Origin of the sequence: Photobacterium frigidiphilum (assembly GCF_003025615.1) — a bacterium.
GTDB classification, from domain to species: Bacteria; Pseudomonadota; Gammaproteobacteria; order Enterobacterales; family Vibrionaceae; genus Photobacterium; species Photobacterium frigidiphilum.
In genome coordinates this window covers 1-26,897 of record NZ_PYMJ01000052.1, presented here as the reverse complement: position 1 = coordinate 26,897, position 26,897 = coordinate 1, and the positions used below count along the sequence as shown (strand labels likewise).

The 26,897-nt window shown below is 42.4% G+C and carries 24 protein-coding genes, 6 tRNA genes and 1 pseudogene; 4 read left to right on the top strand and 27 right to left on the bottom strand.

Annotated features, from left to right (window positions below; genetic code table 11):
* Positions 1-126: 126 nt before the first annotated feature.
* Positions 127-459, bottom strand: a pseudogene (bcp, locus tag C9J12_RS27590) (thioredoxin-dependent thiol peroxidase); the annotation flags it as partial.
* Between the two features lie 65 nt (positions 460-524).
* Positions 525-1,064 carry a glycine cleavage system protein R gene (locus tag C9J12_RS27585; RefSeq protein ID WP_107246145.1) on the bottom strand — a complete coding sequence of 180 codons (540 nt, stop codon included), beginning with the start codon at positions 1,062-1,064 and terminating at the stop codon, positions 525-527.
* A 262-nt stretch (positions 1,065-1,326) separates the two neighbouring features.
* On the opposite strand from C9J12_RS27585, the gene dapA reads away from it, so the two are divergent.
* Both dapA and bamC read left to right on the top strand, forming a co-directional pair.
* Positions 1,327-2,208 (top strand): 4-hydroxy-tetrahydrodipicolinate synthase, encoded by an 882-nt coding sequence (gene dapA, locus C9J12_RS27580; RefSeq protein WP_107246142.1) that lies wholly within the window; start codon positions 1,327-1,329, stop codon positions 2,206-2,208.
* Positions 2,209-2,239: 31 nt separating this feature from the next.
* Positions 2,240-3,268 carry an outer membrane protein assembly factor BamC gene (gene bamC, locus C9J12_RS27575; RefSeq protein ID WP_107246141.1) on the top strand — a complete coding sequence of 343 codons (1,029 nt, stop codon included), beginning with the start codon at positions 2,240-2,242 and terminating at the stop codon, positions 3,266-3,268.
* An 86-nt stretch (positions 3,269-3,354) separates the two neighbouring features.
* Here bamC and lipA read toward each other — a convergent pair whose 3' ends face one another.
* From lipA to leuS, 12 genes are all read right to left on the bottom strand, one after another.
* The gene (gene lipA / locus C9J12_RS27570; RefSeq protein ID WP_011219508.1) at positions 3,355-4,323 is read right to left on the bottom strand and encodes a lipoyl synthase; all 969 of its coding nucleotides are present in this window, start codon (positions 4,321-4,323) and stop codon (positions 3,355-3,357) included.
* A 2-nt stretch (positions 4,324-4,325) separates the two neighbouring features.
* Positions 4,326-4,970 carry a lipoyl(octanoyl) transferase LipB gene (gene lipB / locus C9J12_RS27565; protein ID WP_107246150.1) on the bottom strand — a complete coding sequence of 215 codons (645 nt, stop codon included), beginning with the start codon at positions 4,968-4,970 and terminating at the stop codon, positions 4,326-4,328.
* Between the two features lie 153 nt (positions 4,971-5,123).
* A complete protein-coding gene (gene ybeD / locus C9J12_RS27560) occupies positions 5,124-5,399 on the bottom strand; it encodes a DUF493 family protein YbeD (RefSeq protein WP_036804000.1) in 276 nt (91 codons plus the stop codon).
* 188 nt (positions 5,400-5,587) lie between these two features.
* Positions 5,588-6,763, bottom strand: a complete 1,176-nt coding sequence (locus C9J12_RS27555) for a serine hydrolase (RefSeq protein ID WP_107246138.1) — start codon at positions 6,761-6,763, stop codon at positions 5,588-5,590.
* Between the two features lie 161 nt (positions 6,764-6,924).
* Complete coding sequence (locus C9J12_RS27550) at positions 6,925-7,830, bottom strand: septal ring lytic transglycosylase RlpA family protein (protein ID WP_107246136.1); 906 nt, start codon at positions 7,828-7,830, stop codon at positions 6,925-6,927.
* Positions 7,831-8,952: a peptidoglycan glycosyltransferase MrdB gene (gene mrdB / locus C9J12_RS27545; RefSeq protein WP_107246134.1), complete on the bottom strand. Its 1,122-nt coding sequence runs from the start codon at positions 8,950-8,952 to the stop codon at positions 7,831-7,833.
* A complete protein-coding gene (gene mrdA / locus C9J12_RS27540; RefSeq protein WP_107246131.1) occupies positions 8,949-10,892 on the bottom strand; it encodes a penicillin-binding protein 2 in 1,944 nt (647 codons plus the stop codon). The genes mrdB and mrdA overlap by 4 nt, the downstream gene beginning before the upstream one ends.
* A gap of 6 nt (positions 10,893-10,898) precedes the next feature.
* Complete coding sequence (rlmH, locus tag C9J12_RS27535) at positions 10,899-11,369, bottom strand: 23S rRNA (pseudouridine(1915)-N(3))-methyltransferase RlmH (RefSeq protein WP_006232736.1); 471 nt, start codon at positions 11,367-11,369, stop codon at positions 10,899-10,901.
* A gap of 6 nt (positions 11,370-11,375) precedes the next feature.
* Positions 11,376-11,693: a ribosome silencing factor gene (rsfS, locus tag C9J12_RS27530; RefSeq protein WP_006232737.1), complete on the bottom strand. Its 318-nt coding sequence runs from the start codon at positions 11,691-11,693 to the stop codon at positions 11,376-11,378.
* A gap of 221 nt (positions 11,694-11,914) precedes the next feature.
* Positions 11,915-12,946 (bottom strand): DNA polymerase III subunit delta, encoded by a 1,032-nt coding sequence (gene holA / locus C9J12_RS27525; protein WP_107246128.1) that lies wholly within the window; start codon positions 12,944-12,946, stop codon positions 11,915-11,917.
* The gene (locus C9J12_RS27520) at positions 12,943-13,656 is read right to left on the bottom strand and encodes an LPS-assembly lipoprotein LptE (RefSeq protein ID WP_107246126.1); all 714 of its coding nucleotides are present in this window, start codon (positions 13,654-13,656) and stop codon (positions 12,943-12,945) included. The genes holA and C9J12_RS27520 overlap by 4 nt, the downstream gene beginning before the upstream one ends.
* A gap of 167 nt (positions 13,657-13,823) precedes the next feature.
* Positions 13,824-16,400 carry a leucine--tRNA ligase gene (gene leuS, locus C9J12_RS27515; protein ID WP_107246124.1) on the bottom strand — a complete coding sequence of 859 codons (2,577 nt, stop codon included), beginning with the start codon at positions 16,398-16,400 and terminating at the stop codon, positions 13,824-13,826.
* Positions 16,401-16,587: 187 nt separating this feature from the next.
* Between leuS and C9J12_RS27510 the strand changes: the two genes are divergently transcribed.
* A complete protein-coding gene (locus C9J12_RS27510; RefSeq protein ID WP_011219499.1) occupies positions 16,588-17,070 on the top strand; it encodes a zinc ribbon-containing protein in 483 nt (160 codons plus the stop codon).
* A gap of 103 nt (positions 17,071-17,173) precedes the next feature.
* Here C9J12_RS27510 and C9J12_RS27505 read toward each other — a convergent pair whose 3' ends face one another.
* The 7 genes from C9J12_RS27505 to mtgA all read right to left on the bottom strand — a co-directional run bounded on the left by C9J12_RS27505 (position 17,174) and on the right by mtgA (position 24,494).
* Positions 17,174-17,851, bottom strand: coding sequence for a lipid-binding SYLF domain-containing protein (locus C9J12_RS27505; protein ID WP_107246122.1), 678 nt, complete (start codon positions 17,849-17,851; stop codon positions 17,174-17,176).
* 101 nt (positions 17,852-17,952) lie between these two features.
* A complete protein-coding gene (lnt, locus tag C9J12_RS27500) occupies positions 17,953-19,506 on the bottom strand; it encodes an apolipoprotein N-acyltransferase (RefSeq protein ID WP_107246119.1) in 1,554 nt (517 codons plus the stop codon).
* A gap of 2 nt (positions 19,507-19,508) precedes the next feature.
* Positions 19,509-20,381 (bottom strand): CNNM family magnesium/cobalt transport protein CorC, encoded by an 873-nt coding sequence (corC, locus tag C9J12_RS27495; protein WP_107246117.1) that lies wholly within the window; start codon positions 20,379-20,381, stop codon positions 19,509-19,511.
* A gap of 101 nt (positions 20,382-20,482) precedes the next feature.
* Positions 20,483-20,947 carry an rRNA maturation RNase YbeY gene (gene ybeY / locus C9J12_RS27490; protein WP_107246114.1) on the bottom strand — a complete coding sequence of 155 codons (465 nt, stop codon included), beginning with the start codon at positions 20,945-20,947 and terminating at the stop codon, positions 20,483-20,485.
* A gap of 6 nt (positions 20,948-20,953) precedes the next feature.
* Entirely contained in the window at positions 20,954-22,015 is a 1,062-nt protein-coding gene (locus C9J12_RS27485) for a PhoH family protein (protein ID WP_107246111.1), read from the bottom strand.
* Positions 22,016-22,129: 114 nt separating this feature from the next.
* Positions 22,130-23,554 carry a tRNA (N6-isopentenyl adenosine(37)-C2)-methylthiotransferase MiaB gene (miaB, locus tag C9J12_RS27480; protein ID WP_107246108.1) on the bottom strand — a complete coding sequence of 475 codons (1,425 nt, stop codon included), beginning with the start codon at positions 23,552-23,554 and terminating at the stop codon, positions 22,130-22,132.
* A 256-nt stretch (positions 23,555-23,810) separates the two neighbouring features.
* Positions 23,811-24,494, bottom strand: a complete 684-nt coding sequence (gene mtgA, locus C9J12_RS27475) for a monofunctional biosynthetic peptidoglycan transglycosylase (RefSeq protein ID WP_193944715.1) — start codon at positions 24,492-24,494, stop codon at positions 23,811-23,813.
* Positions 24,495-24,683: 189 nt separating this feature from the next.
* On the opposite strand from mtgA, the gene C9J12_RS27470 reads away from it, so the two are divergent.
* Complete coding sequence (locus C9J12_RS27470; protein ID WP_107246105.1) at positions 24,684-25,844, top strand: 2-octaprenyl-3-methyl-6-methoxy-1,4-benzoquinol hydroxylase; 1,161 nt, start codon at positions 24,684-24,686, stop codon at positions 25,842-25,844.
* 194 nt (positions 25,845-26,038) lie between these two features.
* Here the strand turns inward: C9J12_RS27470 and C9J12_RS27465 are convergent.
* The 6 genes from C9J12_RS27465 to C9J12_RS27440 all read right to left on the bottom strand — a co-directional run bounded on the left by C9J12_RS27465 (position 26,039) and on the right by C9J12_RS27440 (position 26,863).
* A tRNA-Leu gene (locus C9J12_RS27465) sits at positions 26,039-26,123 on the bottom strand.
* Positions 26,124-26,206: 83 nt separating this feature from the next.
* A tRNA-Gln gene (locus C9J12_RS27460) sits at positions 26,207-26,281 on the bottom strand.
* A 34-nt stretch (positions 26,282-26,315) separates the two neighbouring features.
* Positions 26,316-26,400: transfer RNA gene (locus C9J12_RS27455), tRNA-Leu, on the bottom strand.
* A 117-nt stretch (positions 26,401-26,517) separates the two neighbouring features.
* Positions 26,518-26,602: transfer RNA gene (locus C9J12_RS27450), tRNA-Leu, on the bottom strand.
* A 45-nt stretch (positions 26,603-26,647) separates the two neighbouring features.
* Positions 26,648-26,724: transfer RNA gene (locus C9J12_RS27445), tRNA-Met, on the bottom strand.
* Positions 26,725-26,788: 64 nt separating this feature from the next.
* Positions 26,789-26,863 (bottom strand) — tRNA-Gln (locus tag C9J12_RS27440).
* Positions 26,864-26,897 lie beyond the last annotated feature (34 nt).

Below are 26,897 nucleotides of genomic sequence, written 5' to 3'. Positions count from 1 at the left end.
AATATCAGGATGTTCTTCATCATGTGTTTCTGTCACAAACTTACCCTCAATATGTTAACCACATATCAAAGGTAGCTAGTCATAAAAAACAATCAAGGTACTTTGTCATTAAAAATATTCAGGGGTAAACTTTTTCTCACCCCAGACACCAAACTGCTCAGCTACCGCATGATCTTCATCTGAAAGTAATGTGAAATTGAGGTTGTCGCGTTCAATGAATCTAGGCAGGCGTTTAACAGCATCGATGCTAATACCCAGTACAACTACATTTAATGCATCTAATTCAGCTTTACTGTCACGTAAACCGCAGGCTTGTACCGTGCACCCAGGCGTCATTGCTTTAGGGTAGAAGTATGCCAATACTTTTTTACCTTTAAAATCAGCAAGGTTTGTGAGTTCATTATCTTGGTTAAGTAAAGAGAAGGCTGGTGCTGGTGTGCCAGCAGTCAAAGTCTTCATAGTTTATTTCCTTTTGAGCTTAGTGACTTTTTATTAAATAAATCGTTTTTATAATATGTTTAGGGCTAGGTATTGTGACCGATAAAATTAACGGTACCTTTTACCTGAAGGTTAAGACAAAGCGCTTCATATTCTTCTTGTAGCGTCATTAAGTTGCAGCCTTCAGGCAAGTTTGTACTGATCTGCAGAATAAAGTGATTGGTTGAATCATCACTTTCAGCTTCTACGGTGTGCGCACTGAGTGATGAGATATCAACTTTTCGAGTGGCAAAAAAGAGTGTGAATTGTTCTATCAGGCCTGGCGTATCATTGGCTTCGATATGAAAATCAGCGGTATATGGAAAAAAACGTGCTTGGTGTTTAGTCGTTCTTTTCATTACGGTTATTAATTCTTGTTCTTGTGCTTTTAAGGGTAATGTTGATTCGACTCGAGAAATGGCATTAGCGTTACCAGATAGCAACATAATGATGGTAAATTCAGTACCAAATAAAGCAAGTCTGCTATCCACGATATTGCAGCCACACTGTGTTACAAGATGGCTGATCTCATTTGAAATTCCAGGGCGATCCGTTCCAACGGCAGTAATAACTAGGTAATGTTCCATATTTATACACATCGTGTTGTTATCATCATTTTTATGGTATCACAGGAACGAAGGTGGGATTAATCGTAATTCACAGAACTATTAAATGAGTGATATTACGGCGAGGTTCGTGTACTACTTAATTAAAGGTCTTCTTATCTAAGGGTGAATACGCCTTATTTCATAAGACAGTGTCATTGTTCACTATTTTACCCACTATCGTGCTTGAGTTTATAGTCACTCAAAAGTACCATGAAGTCTTAACAAAAAAGGGGAGATGGACATGTTTTCAGGAAGCATGGTAGCGCTAATAACACCATTAGGCGAGGCTGGAGAAGTCGATTACGCAAGTCTCGCTAACTTGGTTGAATATCATATTGCAGCAGGGACTGATGCAATTGTTGCTGTAGGTACTTCTGGCGAGTCAGCCACTCTGACCGTTGATGAGCATGTGAAGGTTGTTTTAAAGACGTTAGAATATGCTAAAGGCCGTATTCAAGTACTTGCAGGTACAGGAGCTAATGCAACGCATGAAGCCATCATTTTTAGTAAACTATTTTCCGGTACTGGTGTTGCGGGTTGTTTAACCGTCACACCGTATTACAATAAACCGACGCAAGAAGGTTTATACCAGCATTATAAAGCCATCGCAGAAGCCACCGATTTACCGCAACTTCTCTATAATGTACCTGGTCGTACAGCGGTGGACCTATTACCTGAAACGGTTGCTCGTCTTGCTAAATTCGAGAATATTGTTGGTATTAAAGATGCGACAGGTGATTTATCCCGAGTTAAAAAAACAAGGGAACTTTGTGGTGAAGACTTCATCCAACTAAGCGGTGATGATGCTACAGGTCTCGATTTTGTTGCTCTGGGTGGCCATGGTGTTATTTCTGTAACTGCTAATATTGCCGCAGCAGATATGGCAACAATGTTTAAATTGGCATTAAGTGGCCAATTTGAAGCAGCGCAAAAGATCAATGCGCGCTTAATGCCGTTGCACAGAGACCTTTTTGTTGAATCTAATCCAATTCCGGTTAAATGGGCAGCTCATCAATTAGGGTTGATTAAGCATGGCTATTTGCGTTTACCGTTAACTGAGTTAAGTGAATCAGCACATCCAGTTGTTCTTCAGGCTTTGAAAGATGCCAATGTATTACTGTGATTTGCAAAAAGCGTAGGAGCTTAAAAGCTAGATGAATTGTAATTACAGGCTTGTATTAACAACTGTTATGGTTGCCAGTTTGGCTGCTTGTTCGGGGGGGGCTGATCGCCGTCGTCAAGCGAATCAAGACTTTACTTATCTTGAGAGTAAACCATTAGAAAGCTGGACGTTACCTGCAGGAGCCGAACCTTTTAGCACCGATGATTACGCGATTCAAAATAAAGCGTACCAGGGGGAGATTGGTTCAGGGGTTGATATTCGTCCTCCACAGCAGATATTAGAGTTAATTCCTGGTGCACGTTCAGTGAAAGATGCAGACGGTGTGACGTTGTTGCTCCCGAAAGCAGAAGAACTGCCTAAAGTTTGGTTACTTATCCAAGGCATTATTGCAGAGCAAAATGTGGGAATTCGTAATCAAACTGCAAACTCAATTGAAACTGATTGGGTAACCTGGACTCATGAAGATGAAGATACTGAAATTGGTAACCGTTATTTGATCGAGAAATCATCTGAGTCTAACCGTTATAGCTTTAAAGTCTCTTTGATTGATTGGCGCGAAGATGGTATTGAAAAACCAGTCTCTGACGTTAATAAAGAGCGTTATAGTATTGCGATGTTGAATTTAGTGACTGCAAAGTACGATCAACAAGTACGTGACGAAGCACGTTTACGAGCACAAGAGTTGGTTAAACAAATTCCAATCTCAATGGGTAAAGACCGTAGTGGATTACCTGTAATTATTGCGCGTGCAGCTTATAATGTATTCTGGGAGCGCCTGCCATCGTTGGTGGAAGATCTTGGGTTTACTGTTGAAGGTCGTAACCGCTCTCAAGGTGTGGTTGAGGTGAAATTCCGCTCGCCTGATGATGCATTCTGGACAGAGCTTGGTACTAAACCCATTATGTTGGATGATAGTACTTATAAATTGCAGCTTGGTGATTTAGGTAACCGTACGTCAATTAACGTGACGGATTCAAATGGTAAGCCAATTACCGAAGAAGCGTTAAATACGATTGCTCCAGTATTTGCTTTAGCTATTGAGCGTGCAAATAACCAGTAGAATAAACGTAGTGAGATATAAAAAAACCGCTTTAGCATGTGCTTAAGCGGTTTTTTTTTAAGGCGCTATATCAATCTAGGCAAATATTACTTAATTTCAAGACCCTGAGCCTGAAGATCAGCATGATAAGATGAGCGAACAAAAGGACCACATGCAGCATGTGTGAAACCTAATTCAAGTGCGATCTCTTTTAGTTCATCAAATTCTGCTGGTGGTACATAACGTTCAACAGGTAAATGGTGACGACTAGGTGCTAAGTACTGACCGAGTGTTAGCATTGTTACACCATGTGCGCGAAGATCTTTCAATACTTGAATGATTTCTTCTTTTGTTTCACCAAGCCCCATCATAACACCAGACTTAGTCGGCACTTCAGGATGGATCTCTTTGAAGTTTTTCAGCAGATCAAGTGACCACTGGTAGTTCGCGCCAGGGCGAGCTTTACGGTACAAACGAGGTGCTGTTTCAAGGTTGTGATTGAACACATTAGGTGGCGTACCTTGAAGAATATCCAGCGCACGATCCATACGACCGCGGAAGTCGGGCACTAATGTTTCGATATGGATTTCTGGGCTTTTCTCGCGAATTTCACGGATACAATCAACAAAGTGTTGTGCGCCACCATCACGTAGGTCATCACGGTCAACTGAAGTGATAACAACGTATTTCAGCTTCATGTCTGCGATTGTTTGAGCTAAATGGCTTGGCTCTTCTGCATTTGGTGGTAGGGGACGACCATGAGCAACATCACAGAACGGGCAACGACGAGTACAAATCGCACCTAAAATCATGAAGGTAGCAGTACCGTGGTTAAAGCACTCAGCAAGGTTAGGGCAAGATGCTTCTTCACAAACCGAGTGAAGCTTATTCTTACGCAGTGCTGATTTGATTTCTTGAATACGTTTGCTGTCAGACGGAAGTTTAATCTTCATCCAAGCTGGCTTTCGTAAGACTTCTTTAGGTGCTTCTTCTGCAACATTGCGTACAGGAATTAGCGCCATTTTGTCGGCATCACGGTATTTGATACCTTGTTCGATCTTAATTGGTTTGCTCATTATTAATTGCTTTCCGTTATCCACTCAATGCTCTGGTAAGCGAGCAGCTTTGTTAACTCTTCCACAAGTACAGGCTGAACTTTATTTAGTTCTGATGGACCACTCAATAAGGCTAGTTGAGTCATTTCCATTCCAGCATAACCGCATGGGTTAATGCGTAAAAATGGTGTTAGGTCCATATTTATATTGAGTGCCAAACCGTGAAAAGAGCAACCTCGCCTAATACGTAATCCCAGTGAACATATCTTTTTATTATCGACATAGACACCGGGCGCATCTGGGCGGGCATTGGACTCAACCCCAAACTGGGACAGAGTATTAATAACTGTATTCTCGATATGCGTAACCAAATCACGCACACCTAATTTATTGCGTCTTAGATCAATCAGTACGTAAGCAACAAGCTGACCCGGACCGTGAAAAGTAACTTGTCCACCACGGTCGCTTTGAATAACGGGAATATCACCGGTATTTAATAAATGCTCTGTTTTGCCTGCTTGTCCTTGTGTAAAAACTGGGTTGTGTTCAACCAGCCACACTTCATCCGTTGTTTCTGGTGTACGTTGATCTGTAAATTCATGCATGGCTTGCAAGGTTGGCTCATAATCTCGGCGGCCAAGGTTGCGAATAATGAGACTATTTTGCAATTTATCACCCTTATGATAGCCAGGCAAAGCCTGATGAATTCAGCATAACTCACCATGCTGGTGAGCGTTGAGCATATTATAAAGCTTGGCAGCTGAATTATCAGCTGCCAATTTGTAGGGGTATTCGTTTAATCGTTCATAAATCGTGACGGATTAAAGAACGAGACGAACAATTTCAATGTCACCTAGCTCTTTATAAAGCGTTTCTACCTGCTCGATAGATGTGGCTGTGATCGTAACGGATACTGCACTATAGGTGCCTTTACCACTTGGTTTAACGGTTGGTGTGTAATCACCAGGTGCGTGACGTTGAATAACTTCTACAACCAGATCTGGCAGCTCAGGTTTATTGTAACCCATCACCTTGTATGCAAATGTACAAGGGAACTCTAACAGGTCTTTCAATTTAGGTTGTTCTTGTTGCGACATGCTTGAACTCCAGCGTTCTTGTTTAACTGTAATACCCAGATTAGTCAGCATGATCTAATTGGTATAAGGCTGCATATTAATGTGTCAGTAGCTGGAAAACAAGCGTATTGAAAAGGTGTGATTAGGTTAGCTGTAAAGAAAAAGGCGACCTTAGTGGTCGCCTTTGTTGATATCTATCGGTTTTATAATTAGTTTAGCCAGCTTTGTACCAACATCATAATGTAATCAATCAAGCGGCTAAACATTCCGCCTTCATTAACATCATTCAGTGCAACAAGTGGATATTCAGCAATATCTTGATCGCCGACGCGATAAAATAGCTTACCAACAACATCGCCTTTAGCGATCGGTGCTTTAAGTTCTTTTTCTAGAACAAAGCTCGCTTTTAAATCTTTAGTTTGGCCACGAGGCAGCGTAACAAAAGTATCTTCAGTAACACCAAGATTCACCTGGTCGATGTCACCCATCCATACTTTTTCAGTTACAAATGTTTCATTCGCTTTATGTGGGGTCACTGTTTCAAAGAAGCGGAAACCATAGTTAAGTAACTTTTTACTTTCTGCTTTACGTGCATTCGCGCTCTTTGTACCCATAACAACACTGACTAGACGCATTTTCCCTTCATAGGCTGATGCAACTAAGCTGTATCCTGCTTGATCAGTGTGGCCTGTTTTCATGCCATCGACATTCAGGCTTTTATCCCACAATAGGCCATTACGGTTATATTGAGTGATGCCGTTATATGTAAATGATTTTTCTTTATAAATAGCATATTCGTCAGGTACGTCACGAATAACAGCTTGTGCAAGTGTTGCCATATCATGTGCAGTAGAGAAATGATCGTCATTATCTAAACCGTGCACATTAACAAAGTGACTGCTTTCCATGCCGATACGTTTTGCCCAAGCATTCATTAGCTCAACAAAAGAATCGGTTGAACCCGCAATATGTTCAGCCATCGCGGTACAAGCATCATTACCAGATTGGATGATAATGCCTTTGTTAAGTTCTTGAACAGTAACTAACTTACCTGGTTCTAAAAACATTTTAGATGAGCCAGGAAAATTCTTAGCCCAAGCATTGTTGCTAACCGATACTTTGTCATCAAGCGATATATTGCCACTCTTGATTTCTTGACCAATAACATAGCTGGTCAGCATTTTGGTTAAACTAGCAGGGTGTAATTTTTCATCTGAATTATTTTCGGCAATGATTTTGCCAGAATTATAATCCATTAAAATATAGGCTTTAGCTGCAATTTGAGGTGCCTCAGGGACAACTGTAGGTATAGCAGCGGCAGAAGCGGAAGCTAACATCAGCGCTGAAGCGATGATAGTTTGAAAAGTTGCAGCAGATTTCTTCATGATTATTGTAACTTAATATGACAGTGCTAAAAACTATCCACACTATATCAGATTGAAATTTATGAATCAGTGCTAAAAGCTAATATTCCATAATCTTGACATAGTAGCCCATCGACACTTGATGGGCTTGGAGAGGGTGAATTTTATTGGATAGCTGAAAACTACTTTTGTTCCAATTCTCTTTGCGTTGTAATGATAAAAGCTTGTGGATATTGGCCTGCTCTCGCTTTTTCTCTTAGCTTCAACGCTTCATCACGATCAATATAAGGACCTAAGCGAATGCGGTAAACTTTTGCTGATTCCGCTTTTTTAAGATCGACATTGGTTGAAAATTTCTTTTCTAACTCAGTGGCGACGGCTTTTGCTTTTTCTTCATTGGTTACAGCGGCTAATTGAACAAAGTAGTAGCTTGGGTTGGCAGATTGCCATTCATCAACAGAATCAGGTTTAACGACTTTGATTAACTCAATTTTCACTGGCGCAGTCCCTGTTTTGATTACGCCCAGTTTAGAGGCTGCAGCCATGCTTAGGTCAATGATTCGCCCGTCATGAAATGGACCGCGATCATTAACACGCACAATCGTTGATTGACCATTATTAGTATTGGTTACTTTTACGTAGCTTGGCAGTGGTAAGGTTTTGTGGGCTGCCGTCATTGAATACATGTCATAAATTTCACCGTTGGATGTTTTATGACCATGAAATTTTTCACCGTACCAAGAAGCGTTACCTTGCTCGGTAAAACCATTTTCAATATTTTCAATTTTGTAGCGCTTACCGCGTAAGGTGTAATCTTTATTACCGGCTAAGCTTTTTGATTCATAGCGAGGTTGAGCGGCCTCTATATGATTTAGAATCAATGCTTGATCAGGTGCTTTGTCATTTTCTAATCGGTAACGACCCGCATTCGGATCATTGTTCTCGGGTGTTGCGACTATTGCTATCGGTGTATTGGGTTTTTCTTGCTCTGTCTTTTGCTCTGGTTCCGTTGTGCTTTGTTCTTTTGTATCTGGCGTCGAGCTACATCCGGCAAGGATTAGGAGAAATAGGAATAATAATGAACGCATTTAGGTCGCCTTTGACAACATTTTTCTATGAGTATGAATAGACATAAGAATGCCAAAACCAGCCATCAGAGTAACCATTGAGGTACCACCATAGCTGATCAGTGGAAGTGGAACGCCTACAACGGGTAAAATACCGCTTACCATGCCAATGTTTACAAAAACATAAACAAAGAAACTTAAGACAATACTACCAGCCATCATGCGTCCGAAGGCTGTTTGAGCTCGACTTGCAAGCATGAGCCCTCGGGCAATAATGAATAAGTATATCGATAGTAGACAAGCTACCCCGATTAATCCCCATTCTTCCGCTATAACGGCAAAAATAAAATCGGTGTGGCGCTCTGGTAAAAATTCTAGCTGTGACTGTGTACCTTGCAGCCATCCTTTTCCCATTAAACCACCAGACCCAATCGCAATTTTTGATTGGATGATGTGATAACCAGCCCCTAGAGGATCTGATTCTGGATTAAAGAGGGTTAATACACGCGTACGTTGGTAATCGCGCATTAAAAAGAACCACAAAACAGGGATGAACGCCCCGAGAAGTGTGCCTGCCGCAAAAATAATACGCCAACTCATGCCCGATAAAAACAGCACGAAAACCCCTGACGCGGCGATTAGAATGGAAGTGCCAAGGTCGGGTTGCTTGGCAATTAAAATGGTTGGAACAAAAATCAGTACCACCGCAATAACGATATTTGTAAAAGTCGGTGGTAATGGTTTGCTACTAATAAAGCGTGCAATCATCAATGGTACAGCTAGTTTTATTAGCTCTGAAGGCTGAAAGCGAACAAAGCCTAAATTTAGCCAGCGCTGAGCCCCTTTGGATGCCTCACCAAAGAATAGCACCCCGAGTAAGAGTATTAATCCAATGCCAAATAAATATGGAGCCCAAGTTTCGTAGTGGCGAGGGGCTATTTGGGCAAGTATAAACATTACACCCAGCGATAAACACATACGAGCGGCTTGGCGCTCCATCATCGGCAAGCTTTGACCACTGGCACTGTACATCACTAATAGACCAAACCCCATTAAGGCTAAAATGCCTAACAGTAATGGGAGGTCAAGATGTAAGCGATCACTTAGCGTGCGCTTATTACCGGTTGTAGCCATAATACTCATTGCGCCACCTCGGCTTGCTGGTTATTTTTGCTGTTAGGTACAGTAGGCTTGAGTAAAACATGGTCAAATATCTTACGTGCAACAGGTCCACCATTTGATGAGCCTCCACCTGCATTTTCTAATACCATTGCAACAACAACCTCAGGTTTGTCATACGGTGCGAATGCTGTAAATAGGGCGTGATCGCGAAGATGCTCTTCGAGTTCTGCTGCATTGTATTTCTGGTCTTTTGCTAACCCAAATACCTGAGCTGACCCCGATTTTCCGCCTGCTTTATATTGAGCACCATAGAAAGCACGTCTTGCTGTGCCTCGCACACCGTATAAAACACGATACATACCATCTTTAGCTATCTCCCAGTTTTGATCTGTTACGCCTGTTATTGGGGCGTATTCATCAAAAGCTGCGGGTGTTTCTGTATTATCATCGATGATACTTTTTAATAAATGCGGTGGGCGTACAACACCTTGATTGACTAAAACTGTCGTTCCTTTGGCTATTTGTAACGGTGTTGCTGTCCAATAGCCTTGACCGATACCTACTGGGATCGTGTCACCTTGATACCAAGGTTGGCGGAAACGCGCTTGTTTCCATTCTCGAGTTGGCATGTTAGCTTTGCTTTCTTCATGTATATCAATGCCAGTGTATTCACCGTAACCAAACTTCATCATCCAGCTAGATAAACGATCGATACCTAAGTCATAAGCGATTTGATAGAAAAAGGTATCAACAGATTCTTCAATGGCTTTATGAATGTTGACCTTGCCATGTCCCCAGCGTAACCAGTCACGGAATGGTCGACTGTTAGTATTCGGTATTTTCCACCAGCCAGGATCACTTCGAGTCGTACGTGTGGTAACGACGCCTTCTGTTAGTGCTGCAACGGCAATCAATGGCTTTACGGTCGATGCTGGTGGGTATATACCCAGTGTGACGCGGTTAACTAACGGACGATCTTTATTGTTGAGTAGTGCCTGATAATTTTTAGTCGAAATACCATGGACAAATAAATTAGGATCATAACTTGGGCTTGATACCATTGCGATGACGGCAGAATCGCGTGGATCCATGACGACAATAGAACCCCGTTTGTACTTAATGATTTCTTCGCCTGTATCTGGATCTTGTGTACGAACAGTTAGTTGCTCTTTGACGAAAAGTTGTAGTTCGATATCAATATTCAATTTGATATCTTGCCCTGGAATGGGTGGCACGTATTTCAAGGTACGAATAATACGCCCACGACTGTTGACTTCTACTTCTTGATAGCCAGATGTGCCGTGAAGTAAATCTTCGTAGTAACGCTCAATGCCTAATTTACCAATATCTCGCGTGGCTTTGTAATTACTGATTTTTTCATCACGTTCAAGCTTTTGGATATCGCGGTCATTGATTTTTGCGACATAACCTAAGACATGCGTTAACGCATCACCGTAAGGGTAATGACGTTTCAGGTAGGCTTTTACCTCAACACCAGGGAATTTGTGCTGATTAACTGAGAATAGGGCAACTTGATTTTCAGTTAATTGGTCAAGAATAGGGACTGATTTAAAGCGACGCGTGCGACGACGCTCTTTTTTGAAACGCTCAATATTTTCGTCGGTTACGCTCATTAGAGTTTTGAGGCGTGCAAAGGTATCGTTGAGATCTTCAACTTTATCGGTTGATATCTCAAGCGAATAAACCGGTTGGTTTTCCGCAAGTAATACACCGTTACGATCGTAAATAAGACCACGATTAGGTGCTACAGGTACAATTTTTATGCGGTTATCATTGGAACGTGTTTGATAGTCATCATGCCCACTGATCTGAATATAGTACAGATTAGTGAGCAATACGCCTATCAGTGCGATGATGCCAGCGAATGAGACAAGAGCACGGCGAAAAAAGAGTACCGACTCAGCCCGGTGATCGCGGATCTGGGTTCGCTTTTGTCTCATTGACACTTATTCCCTGTGATATGGATGGTTTGCGGTGACACTCCACGCGCGGTACAAACTTTCAGCCATCACAACACGAACCAAAGGGTGGGGAAGTGTCAGTGGAGATAATGACCAGCTTTGTTCAGCAGCAGCTTTACATGCTGGAGAAAGCCCTTCTGGGCCGCCAATCAAAATCGATACATCTCTACCATCAAGTTTCCAGCTATCCAGCTGTTGAGCTAGTTGTCCTGTATCCCAGCGTTTCCCTGGAATATCAAGCGTCACAATACGGTTACCTTTAGCAACCGTAGCTAACATTGCTTCACCTTCTTTTTGTAAGATGCGTGCGATGTCAGCATTTTTTCCACGTTTACCCGCAGGAATTTCAATTAGCTCTAACGGCATATCTTTTGGGAAGCGGCGGCTATATTCTTTATAGCCTTCTTCAACCCATTTAGGCATTTTAGTGCCTACAGCAATCAATTGAAGCTTCATTATCTGTTAGCCCCAAAGCTTCTCCAGCTGATATACGCCACGAGCTTCTTCTTGCATGATATGAAGCATAACGTTACCCATATCAACGATAACCCAACGGCCTTCTTCTGCACCGCTAATACCAAATGGAGGGTAGTCGATCAGTTTGGTTTCTTTGTCTACGTGATCTGCAATAGATGCAACGTGACGGTTAGATGTACCAGTACATACAACCATGAAATCGGTGATGCTTGATTTACCACGTACATCGATAGTTACGATGTCTTGTGCTTTTAGATCGTCAACTTTGTCAACGATAAGATCGTGTAATTCTTGAGTTTGCAAGTGAGTCGCCTCGGTAGTGTAAATTTGAAATTATTGGAGCCAGAGTCGATCTGAATCACAATTTAGCGGCGCAGTATACCACGCTCTGCACGCCTAGCTACAAGCTCATCAAACGCTTTATTAGCTTTTTCAATTTATTTACTTTAATTTTAATAAAATCAATTAATTATATTTCTATTTGATTGAGCTTCAATCGAACAGTAATATTTTATACGACTATTTTAAAAGTCAGAGAGCCTTGTGTGGGTATGAATTCCACACATTTCAGCGCATAAAGCACTCAGTGCCGGCCAAGGATTACTGTCGTAATCGGTCTTCACTTGAATTTCTAATAAGCTTAAGCGTTGTAGTAATTGAATTAGCGTCGTTAAGGGTAAACGGTGTAATGCACCGATATACACTTCGCGTCGACTTTGCCAGATACGATACTGCTCAAAAATATTATTGAGAGGTGTACCTTTCATCCCCATCTCTTGCATTTTGTAGAGTTGTGTTAGTTCTCGTTGCAATGTTCGAAGTAGAATTGTTGCTTCAATCCCTTCACCCTGCAGCTGTCTTAGTACACGTTGACTACGCTTTGCTTGACCAGCTAACACGGCATCAAGTAATTGAAACGGTGTGTAATGGTTATGACGGCTTAATGACTCTTGCAAGCGAGGTACGGTTAGCTCGCCATCTGGATAGAGAAGAGTGAGCTTCTGCAAACTTTGGGCTAATGCGAGTAAGTTTCCTTCATGCCATTGAGCCAGCAGCACAACAGATTCATGATCAGGTTTCAGCTTAAGCTGTTGGCAACGAGCCTGAATAAATCGAGGTAAGTGGCGAGTATCAGGCGTATTACACGGAATATATAAGCTGATATTGTCAAAAGCTTTAAACCATTTGGCACTTTCTTGTTTTTTATTTAAGCGAGGGCCCTGTAGTAGCAACAAAATATCATCATTAAGATGGCTTATTACTTCTAATAATGCTTTGGCCTGATTTACATTTAGACCTGATTCTGGCACTTCTAATTCAATGATTTGTTGTGCTGAGAATAAACTCATAGCTTGGCAGCAATTTAATACTTCATTCCAATCTAGTTGATTATCAATCGTAAAAGCATGGCGTTCATGAAAACCCGCTTGTTGAGCGCACTGTTTTATTTGGTCGGCACATTCTTGCTTAATTAATGGCTCATTACCAAAAAGAAGGAAAGCCTGACGCAGCCCTTTATTTAATTGCTGCGTCAGTTGTTCTGGGTAAATTCTCATTCCGCGTTAGTATTCATATCGGTATTATTCGGCGCCGTATTATATGATGAAATTTGATTAAATAGCGTATTAGCGGCATTAGTATCGTCTACTTTTTCTGTAGTCACTGTACTTTGGCTTGGCTCAATCGCGTTGGTTTCGGTATCACCCTTCATCATTTCGTCTAGCTCAATTTCAAGCTCTTGCTCCTCAATTTTATTGAAGATAGCAGTTAAGCGAGCGAGCTGACGCATAATTTGTTGTGCGGCTTGTTTACGCATGACATCTTCAAGTTCATCGCGTTCGACAGATTTAGCCAATGCCGTTAGCGGGTTATCCAAGAAATTACGCGTGACTTTTGTGGTGTATGTTTCAGTGCTTTTATTTGGTACTACAATGCGATATTGAACAATATAGGTCAGTTCGTATTCGGCTTTACGGCTATTTTGGTATAACGATAAAGTACGTTCACCCGTTGATTCACCAATTAAGTGCAGGTTAGGGACTGTTGCTGCAGGGGGAACAGATTCAATGCCATGTAGCTTAAATTGGGATTCAACTAAGCGCGTTAATTTACTGTATTGGTCAAAACTGGTTAACGATAGTTTAGCGATATCATCAGGTAACATATAGTTACCACGAAGATGAAAACCACAAGAAGCAGTGGTTAGGGCAAGCACTGCAACAAACAAAGTACGAAGGGTACTTTTGATAGAAAATAAAGCTTTCACCCAGTCAGCTCCTTGAAAAATTAGTGAAAACTAATCGATTAAGTGAATACGGTCTTGAATAAGACAAAGATCGTTATTTTTGGTTCAATCGATAAATTATAAGATACGATTTCCATTAAATAGGAAATCGTATCTTATGTTTTTAGTTATTACTGTTAGCAGTAAAACTAGTTAGCAACGATGTTTAGTAGCTTACCTGGTACGTAAATAACTTTACGGATTGTTAAGCCATCTAGGAACTTAATTGCGTTTTCGTCTTTTAGGCCAAGTTCTTTAACTTGCTCTTCTGTTGCATCAGCAGCAACGATCAGTTTTGCACGCAACTTACCGTTGATCATAACAACAATCGTTTTTTCATCTTCAACAAGCGCTTTCTCATCGAAAGTTGGCCATGCTGCAGTATCGATGTCTGTTTCACCTAATGCTTCCCACATTTCAAAACTTGCGTGTGGTGTCATTGGGTAAAGCATAACAACAACCGCTTTTAAAGCTTCATCAAGAAGGGCACGGTCTTGTGCTGATTCTTGAGGCGCTTTGTTTAGCTTGTTCATTAGTTCCATGATTGCTGCAATTGCGGTATTGAATGTTTGGCGACGGCCAATATCATCACTTACTTTTGCAATGGTTTTATGAACGTCACGACGAAGCGCTTTTTGATTGCCAGAAAGAGCGGCTACATCTAGTGTTTCAACGGTACCTTTGTTTGTGTGTTCATGAACCAATTTCCACACACGTTTTAGGAAGCGACTTGCGCCTTCAACGCCTGATTCTTGCCATTCAAGCGTCATGTCAGCAGGAGCTGCAAACATCATGAATAGACGAACAGTATCAGCGCCAAACTTATCAACCATCTCTTGAGGGTCAATACCGTTGTTTTTAGACTTAGACATTTTGATCATGCCTGAGTGTTGAACTTTACGGCCTTGATCATCAATTGCTTTTTCGATACGGCCTTTTGCATCACGCTCAATAGTGACATCAGTAGGTGCGATCCACTCTTTTGTGCCTTTCTCGTTAGTGTGGTGGAATGCATCAGCAAGTACCATACCTTGACATAAAAGTTGCTTGAATGGTTCGTTTGACGTTACATAACCCGCATCACGTAATAGTTTGTGGAAGAAGCGAGAGTACAGTAAATGCATACATGCGTGCTCGATACCACCAACATATTGGTCTACAGGTAGCCAGTAATTCGCTTTTTCTGGATCTAGAATGTCGTCCGCTTGTGGTGAACAGTAACGTGCGTAATACCACGATGATTCCATGAAGGTATCAAAGGTATCGGTTTCACGCAGTGCTGGCTCGCCATTGAATGTTGTTTTTGCCCATTCTTTATCTGCTTTGATTGGGCTTGTAACGCCATCCATTACCACATCTTCAGGAAGAATAACGGGTAATTGGTCAGCAGGTACTGGATGAACTTCACCGTCTTCAGTCGTTACCATTGGGATTGGCGCACCCCAGTAGCGTTGACGAGATACACCCCAATCACGTAGACGGAAGTTTATTGTTTTCTTACCTTTGCCTTCTGCTTCTAGTTTCGCAGCGATAGCATCGAAAGCGTCTTGGAAACCAAGACCATCGAATTCACCAGAATCAAACAATACACCTTTCTCTGTGTATGCTTCTTCAGAAACGTTCTGCTCAGAACCGTCTTCTGGTTTGATTACTTGGATGATATCTAGACCGTATTTCGTAGCAAATTCGTAGTCGCGTTGATCGTGAGCAGGAACCGCCATTACCGCACCTGTGCCGTAATCCATTAACACGAAGTTTGCGACATAAATTGGCACTTCACGACCGTTAAGAGGGTGGACAGCGCGTAGGCCTGTATCCATACCTTTCTTTTCCATCGTTGCCAATTCAGCTTCAGCAACTTTGGTATTACGACATTCTTCTGTGAACGCAAATAGCTCAGGGTTTGTTGCTGCGGCTTTCTCTGCAAGAGGGTGACCAGCAGCGATACCAACGTAAGTAACACCCATTAGCGTATCTGGACGTGTGGTATACACTTCTAAAGGTGCTTCTTCGCCGTTAACAGCAAAAGATAATTCAACACCTTCTGAGCGGCCGATCCAGTTACGTTGCATGGTTTTAACCATGTCAGGCCAAGCATCTAGCGTATCTAAATCGTCAAGAAGTTCTTGTGCGTATTCTGTAATTTTGATAAACCACTGTGGAATTTTCTTTTGTTCTACAGGGGTATCACAACGCCAACAACAACCGTCTTCAACTTGTTCATTTGCAAGAACAGTTTGGTCGTTTGGACACCAGTTTACAGAAGAGGTTTTTTTATAAACTAGGCCTTTATTATACAGTTTTGTAAAGAACTCTTGTTCCCAACGGTAGTACTCAGGAGTACATGTAGCGAACTCACGGCTCCAATCATAACCAAAGCCTAATAGCTTAAGCTGGTTTTTCATGTATTCGATGTTTTCGTATGTCCAAGGTGCTGGCGCTGTTTTATTTTTAACAGCTGCATTTTCTGCAGGCAGACCAAATGCGTCCCAACCGATAGGTTGCATCACATTTTTGCCTTGTAGGCGTTGATAACGAGAAACAACATCACCGATGGTGTAGTTACGAACGTGTCCCATGTGTAGACGACCACTTGGGTACGGGAACATGGAGAGACAGTAGAATTTCTCTTTATTAGGGTCTTCATTTACAACAAATGTTTTGTTGTTGTTCCAATGTTCTTGAACTTTCTGTTCAATGTCCTGCGGGCAATATTGTTCTTGCATCGATGGCATCCAGGAATTTGTGAGTTGAGTACAAACACAGTCTATATAATCGACATAGAATAACTAAAGCTAAAGGTGTCAACAATAGCTGAGACCAATTCGGGGGATTTATTGTTGCTTTGAACAGGCAATTTACACGTTTTTAGACCAATAATTACTATTATAGCGATTGGGAAGGAGATGAGTTATGGCTAAGCAAAAAGCGGAATATGAGGCCTTGCTTGAAAAGGTCACGGAAACCTTGAGACACAGCCCTGAAGAACTGAAAGATTGGGTGGATACAACCGAGAAGTATCGCCAGGCTGCGAGCGACATGACAAAAGATGAATGGGCGTTAATATCGGCTTATTTAAAACGGGATTTAAAAGAGTTCGGAAAAAATGTGGAAGAGAGCCCTGAACCTTTCGCAGAAAGCCCATTCTATAAACTCGTTTCTGAATCAATCTGGAGCGGTTTAGCTGAAATTACGGATAAAACGCAGATTGAATGGCATGAGCTGATGGATGATCTTCAGCATCAGGGTATTTATCAAGCCGGTGAAATTGTGGGGCTGGGTAAGCTAGTGTGTGAAAAGTGCGGTCATCATGAAATATACAGCCATGCTAAGCGTATTGAATTATGCTCCCAGTGCGGGCACGATCAATTTACTCGACAGTCACTGACGCCGTGAATAATGTGATAAACCTGATGTTACAAACCGAAAAGCCAACGAACAAGACGGGGAATGCCTGGTATTTCCCCGTCTTGTACTCTACATACTGTTGATTGAGTAACTAGGGCTTTTCGATCGTGTCGCCCATAATAACAGTCGAGCTATCATCAAGTTGTTCTGTTGGTTTACTTGTCTCTAAATCCGTCACACCTTGCTGTTCAGTTAACGGTGTCAGTGCTTCATAACTGAACTTCTGACCAGCGATAGAGGCCTCAATCATCATGCCACCTTTGGCATTCGTGAAGACAGCTACGCCATTAATATAACTAGAATCGACATAATTACCCCCAGCGCCAGCGCCAACACCACCCGTGCCTGCTTTTGCTTGTGCGCCCTCTGTTAGCGCAACCGCAGATGCCTGTGCATCTAATTCAAAACTTCCGCCAATAAAGCGTTCATAAGCACGTTTATCTTGGAAGAAGATAATTTCACTGTAAGACTGCCCACCAAACTGTAACCCAAAAGAGACTTGGTATAACTTGGCGAAGCCTGTTATCTCATTGTCTTGGTACACACTACCTGTACCATAAGCACCTCCTACCCAAAAACCGCCTTTACCAACCGATGGAAAAACCGCGTAGCCGTAGGATGAGAAGAAAAATGGCTGTGTTTGTTTCGCTTGTTGGAACTGCTTTAAGACGGCTTGCGTCTCATAATCTTCTTTAGCAACGGAACTGGTAGCAAAACATAGCAAGGTTAGTGTACTTAACACGGCAAAGATACGCTGTATGGCTTTCATTAAGGCTATCCTTTAGCAAATGAATAGAGTGTTATTTATAGTAACAATATGAAAAAAAAGGCGAAGAGTTAATCTTCGCCTTTCTGATTCATTTTCAGCCTTTATTCAGTTTCTACCGGTCTTGTATCTCTAAAACGACCAGAGCGGCGTCGAATTAATATTATCGATAAAGTTAATGACCATAATGAATAGAAATACAATGGCCAGCTACCCAGAGTTGTGTAGGGCGTTAAGCCTTCTGTGGGTGTAATCGTTGCCCGAAGCACTGCCGTTTCAAATTGTGGAATTTGCTTGATGATTTGACCTGTATGGTCAACAACAGCAGTGATCCCCGTATTGGTTGAGCGGATTAACGGTTTGCCGAGTTCGAGTGCACGCATCTGGGCTATTTCCATATGCTGAAATGGTCCAATGGATGTGCCAAACCATGCATCGTTCGATAAGGTCAGTAGCAACTCGGTATCGATATTCACATTTTTTCGAACTTGTTCACTGAATGCGACTTCGTAACACAGTGCTGGTGCTATTGAGTAGCCGTTGGCTTCCAAATTCGGTTGAACTAAATCACCACGACTGAACGAAGACATCGGTAAGTTGAACAAAGGTGCGATAGGACGCAATAAATCGCCAAATGGTACAAATTCACCAAATGGTAATAAGTGATGCTTGCTATAACGAGTGGCCTTATCGTATTGATAAGGTCCATATGCATTCTTACCCAGTGTGAGAATATTATTGAAATATTGCCCATCTTCTTTTTGATCTAACACTCCCGTAATAACCGTACTGTTGTTATTGCGGGCTGCACTGTCGAGGTTCTGTAAGAACGTTGGAAGATGTGCTTCTAAAGCTGGAATTGCCGCTTCAGGCCACACTATGATATCAGCATCCCAATTTTCACGGGTAAGATCAGTGTACTTCATTAATGTCGGCCAACGTTCACTAGGCAGCCATTTAAGCTCTTGTGGAACGTTACCTTGAATCAAGGCGACATCGAGGTTTTTCGTTGGATCTGGAACCACCCAACTCACCGTACTTGCAGCCCACGTCAATGCCATGATGAGCACAGGTACCATCAGCGGTTTCCAGTTACGGTAAACTACTGAGGCGACAAGTGCGCCTGATATTAATACTAGGGCCAGGGTTATCCCTTCAACGCCTAAGATAGGCGCTAATGAGGCGAGCGGGCTATCTATTTGACCGTAACCCATCCATAGCCAAGGGAAGCCCGTTAATGCCCAACCTCTCATCCAATCAAGCAGCAACCAAATAACAGGGCCACTGAGCATTAATTGATGGAACGGTCGTCCACGGTTAAAACGGTTAAAGAGGGCGCCAAAAGCGGCGGGGTATAAAGCGAGGTAACTGATCAGTGACGACATTAAGAAGACACTGGCAATCTTGGGCATACCACCGAAAGTATCAATACTAACGTGTACCCAGCTAATGCCTGTGCCAAAGAGCCCTAAGCCCCACAAAAAGCCAATTAACCCAGAACGCTTTACTGTTTGCTCTTGTAACAGCCATAACAGTAATGCAATTGAAACTGGTGCTAACAGCCAATAATTATAGGGAGCGAAGGAGAGGGTCGCGATTGCGCCCGCTGGAACGGCTAATAATAGCCGTCCTAACGAAAAGAATGATTTCTTGGTCATTATTAAGAAGTGATTGTCGGTTGATAGGCCTTGTTAGGTACAGTTACTTGTAACTGTATAACACGGCGATTATCGGCAGAAGTCACTTTAAATGAGTAGCCACCGAGTTCAACGACTTCTCCTCGAGAGGGAAGGTGACCAAAGCTGGTCATAACCAGACCACCGACAGTATCGACTTCTTCATCGCTGTATGTAGTTTGGAACATATCGTTGAAATCATCGATAGTAGTCAGTGCTTTTACCGCGTATGTGTGTTTACTTAACTGACGAATTTCTTGTTCTTCTTCGTCGTCGAATTCATCTTCGATTTCGCCAACGATTTGTTCCAAGATATCTTCGATGGTGATAACACCAGAGACGCCGCCAAATTCATCGACAACAATCGCCATGTGATAGCGTTCTTCACGGAACTCTTTCAATAGGCGATCGACACGCTTGCTTTCCGGTACAACAACGGCCGGACGCAGAACTTTATCCATGTCGAAGGGCTCACTCTCAGGCAGTAGGTAACGTAGCAAATCTTTTGCCAGTAAAATACCTTCTACATGATCCTTATCATCACTGATGACAGGGTAGCGAGAGTGTTGTGCATCTACGATCAAATTAATAAGATCTTCTAACTTCTGAGAACGTTCAATGGTGATGATCTGAGAGCGTGGAATCATAATGTCACGCACTCGCATTTCTGCTATTTCCATCACACCTTCGAGCATGTCGCGGGTGTCGTGGTCAATCAGATCGTTTTCTTCCGAATCACGGAAAACTTCAACCAGTTCTTCTCGGTTCTGTGGTTCGCCTTGGAACAATTGACCGATACGTTCAAAGAAGGACTTTCTACTCGGACCTTCAGAATTTTGGGGGTTATCTTCGTTCATTATTTACTTTCAGCAAATAGCTAGTATGTCAGCTAAGTGGACATGTCCACGGAGATGTTATTCGCTTATCGTAACAAGCGAATAACGGTTTTCTGTATTACCTATTCTTTTTCAGCAGCAAATGGATCAGCAAAGCCCATTTTTTCGATGATTTCAGTCTCTAAAGACTCCATCTCTTCTGCTTCTTCATCTTCGATATGATCATAACCTAGCAGATGAAGTGTGCCATGTACAACCATATGTGCCCAATGAGCATTCAGTGGTTTATTTTGCTCTTTTGCCTCAATTTCAACAACCTGACGACAAATGATGAGATCACCAAGAAGGTCGAGCTCTATGCCTGGTGGTGCTTCAAAGGGGAAAGACAACACGTTAGTGGGCTTGTCTTTACCACGATATTCAAGGTTTAACGCCTGGCTTTCTTTTACATCAACAATACGAATAGTGATTTCTGCATCGGATTGAAAAAGAGTAACAGCCGCTTCAAACCATTGTTGAAACTCATCTTCAGAAGGAAGACCTTCTTGGTTTTCTGTCGCGTACTGTAAATCTAAGTATGTTGCCATGAGGTATTATTTCTCAACTTCTGTTACTTGGCTTGCCGCAAACTCTTCACGGCGACGTTGTTCTGCTTGCTTCTTTTGTTTCTGATCTTCTGATTCCCACGCTTCGTAAGCGAGTACGATACGTGCAACCACTGGGTGTCGAACGACATCAGCCGCTTGGAAGAAGTTAAAGCTAATCTCGTCTACTTCTGAGAGTACTTCAATTGCATGACGCAAACCAGAACGAGCACCACGAGGTAAATCAATTTGAGTTACATCACCGGTGATCACTGCACGAGAGTTAAAGCCAATACGGGTTAAGAACATTTTCATTTGTTCTACCGTGGTATTTTGGCTCTCGTCTAAAATAATGAATGCATCATTTAAAGTTCGTCCACGCATATATGCTAATGGGGCAACTTCAATAACATTTCGTTCAATTAATTTCTCTACGCGTTCAAAGCCGAGCATTTCAAATAAGGCATCGTAAAGAGGACGTAGGTAAGGGTCTACCTTCTGGCTTAGATCGCCAGGCAAGAAGCCGAGTTTTTCTCCTGCTTCAACCGCAGGGCGGGTAAGCAGAATACGGCGAACCTCTTGACGCTCTAGTGCATCAACCGCTGCAGCGACGGCAAGGTAAGTTTTACCCGTACCAGCAGGGCCGACACCAAACGTAATATCATGACTCACCATGTTAGTGATGTATTGTGCTTGATTCGGTGTGCGAGGCTTGATCACGCCTTTTTTGGTTTTAATGTGGATTTCTTTGCCAAAGGGAATGCTTGATTTTGTTGTTTGCTCTAAAACACCAGATTCTTTAATGGCTAAGTGGATGTGATCGGGTTCGATATCTGGGATTATGTTATGAACAGGCGCAGTATCAACGTATAAATCTTTGATGATTTCGGCTGTCGCCTCAGCAGTGTGAGCTTGTCCAACAACACTGAAGCTGTTGCTGCGGTGGTTTATCTCAACCCCCATGCGACGTTCTAGTTGTTTGATGTTATCGTCGAAAGGGCCGCAAATACTGGCAAGTCTTTGGTTATTTGCGGGTTCTAAACTAAATTCTACAGTAATGATTTTGCTCAAGGTTTGCCTCTCATTGAGGTCGCCTACTATAGCAGGCGACCATATTTTTCAGGGCATGTGTCTTACTTTTATTTCAGACAGACGTCATATTCTCGTCTTTAGACTCTGGTCTTATTACGGAGTATATACGCCTACACCCAATTCATCTTCTTTGCGTGCTTTTTCCATGACTTCTAACGGTGTCATGGCAACACGTAGATCCATTTCTGCTTCAGTACGTACCAATTCGCCACGTAGTGAGTTAGTGAATACGTCGATGATGTTTACATCAACAAATTGACCAATTAACTCAGCAGAGCCTTCAAAATTTACAATGCGGTTGTTCTCGGTACGACCGCGTAATTCCATAATGTTTTTACGAGAAGGTCCTTCAACAAGAATACGCTGCTCGGTGTTTAACATTTGGCGTGCATGACGCATAGCTTGAGTATTGATCTGTTGTTGCAGTTCATACAAGCGTTCTTTTTTAACTTTTTCAGGGATATCACACGGATAATCAGCTGCTGGCGTACCTGGACGTGGAGAGAAGACAAAACTGTAGCTAATATCGAAATCAATATCGCGGATCAGTTTCATCGTATCTTGGAAGTCTTGGTCGCTTTCACCAGGGAACGCAACGATAAAGTCTGAACTCATTGTGATATCTGGACGCACTTTACGTAGCTTGCGAATTTTAGATTTGTACTCAAGAACAGTGTGAGGGCGCTTCATCATCGTTAGAATACGATCTGAACCACTTTGTACTGGTAGGTGCAAATAGTTTACAAGCTCTGGCGTATCGGTATAAACATCAATGATATCGTCAGTAAATTCGATTGGGTGGCTGGTGGTGTAACGAATACGGTCAATACCATCAATTGCAGCAACTAAACGCAGTAATTCTGCGAATGACGCCATTTCGCCATCGTGAGTTGGACCACGGAAAGCATTTACGTTTTGACCTAATAGATTAACTTCACGAACGCCTTGCTCTGCAAGTTGAGCTACTTCATAAAGAACATCATCTATCGGACGACTAACTTCTTCTCCACGCGTGTAAGGCACTACGCAGTATGTACAGTACTTAGAACACCCTTCCATGATAGAAACAAAGGCTGTCGCTCCGTCTGCACGTGGTTCTGGTAAGTTATCGAACTTCTCAACCTCTGGAAATGAAATATCCATCACTGGTCCGTGATTAGATTGAGAATTTTTGATCATCTGTGGTAAACGGTGCAGGGTTTGTGGACCAAAGATCACATCCACATACGGTGCACGTTTGCGAATAGAATCGCCTTCTTGTGTCGCAACACAACCACCAACACCAATCACAAGATCAGGCTTCTTCTCTTTTAAGCGCTTCCAGCGACCTAGCTGGTGGAACACTTTTTCTTGTGCCTTTTCACGGATAGAACAGGTGTTAAGCAGCAGCACATCTGCTTCTTCTGGGACTTCTGTTAGCTCGAAGCCGTTGGCAGCATTGAGAAGATCTGCCATTTTAGATGAATCATATTCGTTCATCTGGCAGCCCCAGGTTTTAATCAGCAGTTTCTTAGGCATGTCTAACTCTTCACTCGTAGTGTTTATTCATTGCATTCAACATCGCAGGGTACGTTGCTCTTACAGGTTTATCGCTGACAAATAACAGCTACCCGTTAGCAAGCCGCGTATTGTACTGCTTTACGCTCGGTCTGACTAGATCATCACCACCCCGAATAAATTGTGGTTTTCACAAGGCATTGATAAAAGAACCGTAGGTTACTTGTTAGTATTGAGCTTTTGCTTTGTACTTAATAACCTAGATGAAACGATAGCGTTAAAGTTGATTTAAGGTTCCCATCCCAAGTTGCCGCATTTGTTTCGTAATCCAATGGCTACGCTCGTATACATACTGGCTCATTGGGTTAGCTTTGATCTTATAGGGGTTGGGTAACACTGCTGCTAACTGTGCCGCCTGTTGAGCTGATAACCGACTGGCTGGAATTGCAAAGTAGTTTTGACTTGCGGCTTCAATACCATATAAGCCTGGGCCAAACTCAATCACATTTAGATACACTTCTAATATACGCCTCTTGTCCCAGATCAGTTCCATTAGCACGGAAAAATACAGTTCAGCCCCTTTTCGAATAAAGGAATGAGCGGGGAAAAGGTAAACATTCTTGGCTGTTTGCTGCGTTATGGTACTTGCCCCTCTATTGGGCCCTTCAGCGCCACTTTGTTTTATTACCATTAGGATCGCATTGAGATCGATACCAATATGCTGAGGGAAAGTTTGATCTTCCGAAGCGATAACAGCAAGTTGTGCATTTTTAGATATAGAGCTTAACTCGACCCATTGATGGGTTGATTGGGAAGGATAATCGCTGGGTGGAAAAAGCGTACGATGAATTTTCCAGCCCCAAATTGGCGGGTCAACAAACTTACCTATCACCACTAAGGCAATAGGAAAAAGTAAGATAAAAGCCAGTGCTTTGTAGATCAGACGTTTTAGTCTAGACAATGTATTTCAAATGATTAGTTGCTTTTAGCCCCATCGTAGTCAAATCACATCGAGTATTCAAATTTTACCTTACCAGTAATACCTTGATTGGCTGTAAAGAAATGCATAGAAAGCGTAGTAAAAATCACCGCATCATCGCTAGAATTAGGTAAAATGAAAGTGTCATTAAGCATAGAGATGGAAGTGGATATGGAACAATATGATGTCATTGTGGCGGGTGGAGGCATGGTGGGTGCTGCAACTGCGCTAGGGCTTGCACAACAAGGACTAAGCGTTGCCGTGATTGAAGGTAAAGCGCCTGAGCCATTTGAACCCCAACAAGCGATGGACTTACGTGTTTCAGCTATTTCCCCTAACTCTATCGCATTGCTTACACGACTAGGCGCATGGGATAGCATAATGAAAATGCGCTTATGCCCTTTTAAGAGATTAGAAACATGGGAACACCCAGAGTGTCGTACTCGTTTTAATGCTGATGAAATGAACCTTGATCGCCTTGGGTATATTATTGAAAATCGTATTATCCAACTAGGTTTATGGCATCAATTTGATTTGTACCCCAATTTAACCCTACTTTGTCCGGCACGTATGGCACATTCACACTCTACTACCGATGGTTATTGCGTAGAGTTGGATAATGGTCGTCAGCTACAGGCTAAATTATTGATTGGTGCTGATGGGGCTAATTCCCAGGTACGTCAGCAAGCAGGTATTGGTATTACCGCATGGGATTATCGTCAGCACTGCATGCTAATTAATGTTGAAACGGCGTTACCTCAACAAGATATCACCTGGCAAATGTTTACCCCGCGGGGGCCTCGCTCATTTTTACCGCTTACTGGCCATCAAGGCTCTTTAGTTTGGTATGACAGCCCAAAACGTATCAAGCAACTAAGCGCAATGGACGATATACAACTACATAGCGAGGTTGAAGCTCACTTTCCGAAAGAGTTGGGTGAGTTTAAAGTATTAAACCACGGTAGTTTCCCGTTAACCCGCCGTCATGCTCAACATTACTATAAACCGAATGTCGTGCTTCTCGGTGATGCTGCACATACGATTAATCCATTAGCAGGGCAAGGTGTGAACCTCGGTTTTAAAGACGTTGATACGTTATTACATGAAATTGAGAAGGCGGGTAAAGAGTGGGCCAATATATCGGTATTAAAAGCTTACGAGCGTCGTCGTCGCCCTGATAACTTATTAATGCAAACGGGGATGGATGTCTTCTATACCACCTTTAGTAATTCATTATTTCCATTGAAGCTGGCTCGGAATGTGGGGTTGAAGCTAGCAGAGCATACAGGCCCATTAAAGAAGCAAGTGTTGAAATATGCGATGGGAATATGATCAGTGCTTGTCGATAAGTAATCAGTAGATAAAGAAAAAGCCGAATGATATTAAAATCATTCGGCTTAACAACCAGAGAGATACGATCATTTTGTAGGTTGTAAAATCTTTATTGCTACAGTATTTATTATACTGCAGACATAAGAAAACCCACCAAAAGATGGGTTTCTCATTTCTTTCATCAGAAAGAATAATGGTGCGGAAGGAGAGACTTGAACTCTCACACCTTGCGGCGCCAGAACCTAAATCTGGTGCGTCTACCAATTCCGCCACTTCCGCATATCTAATTTGCTCTTAACGGGCTTACATCGCTTAATTATTTAGCTTCTTAGAAAGAAGTAATCAAGCCACATAATAAAATGTGGCAGGGCTACCTGGATTCGAACCAGGGGATGGCGGCATCAAAAGCCGCTGCCTTACCGCTTGGCGATAGCCCTACAGGTGTATCTTTTTAATAAGTCTTTAGAGAAATGGTGCGGAAAGAGAGACTTGAACTCTCACACCTTGCGGCGCCAGAACCTAAATCTGGTGCGTCTACCAATTCCGCCATTCCCGCATATTGTCTCATTCGAATAAATCCGATTGAGTGTTCTCTAGAGCTTATTGTACAGATTGAAGAACTGGTAAAGCTCAATCTGTATTACTGTGATAAATCACAGTTACAAAGTATAAATGGTGCGGAAGGAGAGACTTGAACTCTCACACCTTGCGGCGCCAGAACCTAAATCTGGTGCGTCTACCAATTCCGCCACTTCCGCGTATTTATACTTTTACCATAAATCGTCTCAAAAAGAGAAGAAAAATGGTGGCTACGACGGGATTCGAACCTGTGACCCCATCATTATGAGTGATGTGCTCTAACCAACTGAGCTACGTAGCCATTTATTTATGCCGCTTAACTATTTGTCTTCTAAAAAGAAGTAATCAAGCCACATAATTAAATGTGGCAGGGCTACCTGGATTCGAACCAGGGGATGGCGGCATCAAAAGCCGCTGCCTTACCGCTTGGCGATAGCCCTACAATTGTTCATTTAAGAACAGTTCTCTAGTTAA